Source organism: Klebsiella sp. A-Nf5 (assembly GCF_002810545.1).
Taxonomy (GTDB): domain Bacteria; phylum Pseudomonadota; class Gammaproteobacteria; order Enterobacterales; family Enterobacteriaceae; genus Klebsiella; species Klebsiella variicola.
Genome location: NZ_PIOG01000050.1, coordinates 1 through 1,172 on the forward strand (window position 1 = coordinate 1; position 1,172 = coordinate 1,172).

The 1,172-nt window shown below is 45.1% G+C and carries 1 pseudogene; it reads left to right on the forward strand.

Annotated features, from left to right (window positions below):
- Nucleotides 1–1,126 (forward strand): annotated as a pseudogene (locus CWM53_RS06425) (conjugal transfer protein TraG); the annotation flags it as partial.
- Nucleotides 1,127–1,172 lie beyond the last annotated feature (46 nt).

The following is a 1,172-nucleotide window of genomic DNA, read 5'->3' on the forward strand; positions in this document are numbered from 1 at the left end:
GAACAGCGCCTCAACAACGACCGGGGCCGATACTACCGAGTCTTCGCAGGATTCGATGGCCAGAAGCAAGATGATGAATGCTGTAGATTCGTATGCTAAAGCTAACCATATTAGCCGTGATGAAGCATTCGGCCAGCTTATGGACAAGTCAGTGAGAGGTGATGTTTCTGGCGAGGCATATGTAGGAGCTAGAGGTGGTGTTGGATTCGAGCTCTTCGGTAATGGCGGTAAAGCTGAATTCGGTGGGAGGATGTCGGCGAGAGGGACAGCAAGTTCTGGATCTCAAGACAATACTACTGAGTCAGGACGCCAATCTAATGCTGACAATCATGATACCAGCAGTCAGGCAGTTAAAGACTTCAGAGAGTCTTCTGATTACTTCATCAACCAGAAATCAAGTCAGTCTGGAAACATCACTGATAACAATGCATCTTCTCGGGTTGATCAATTTTCCGCCTCTTTGGCCAGTGCGAAAAATAGCTATGACCAGTATACGACGAGCAAAACACGTAGCCATGAGTATAGTGAGATGGCCTCACGAACAGAAAGCATGAGCGGCCAGATGAACGAAAACCTGACTCAACAATTTGCTAATTTCGTACAGAAAAATGCCCCACAAAATGCTGAAGCTATTCTTACTGACACGTCTTCACCTGAAATCGCTGCCCAAAGGGAGCATCTGGCTCGTGAATTTGTGAAACAACAGGTTGAACCTAAAGTTGATGAGGCGTACCAGGAGGGCAGAAGAAACATTGGCGCAAATATGCCATCAGTTTCTGAAGGTAAAGGAAGCGGTACAGTATATGCGGACTACAACTCTCACGGTGATAGTATCGATGAGATGACCAAAAATGCAGGTATCAAAAATGATGTTCACCAATCGGTTGAACACATGGTTAGCGATAACCAGCAAGCTCATAAGGATAGGCAAGATAGCATACATAAGCAGGAGGATGATGTTCAGAATGAACACACTCGTCTGGAAAACCACCATAATTTGGAAGGAAATAAATTTGAGAAAGAATACAATGACAAAAAGGCTGAACAGAGAGCACTTCCTGGAGCGGATACAAGAGACGAACTCCTAGCTAAGGCCCAGGAATTTGAGCGGAAGCATAAGCCCTAACTAAGGGGGGAGGAAAGTAAAATATGAAAATGATTGCTTTGCTACT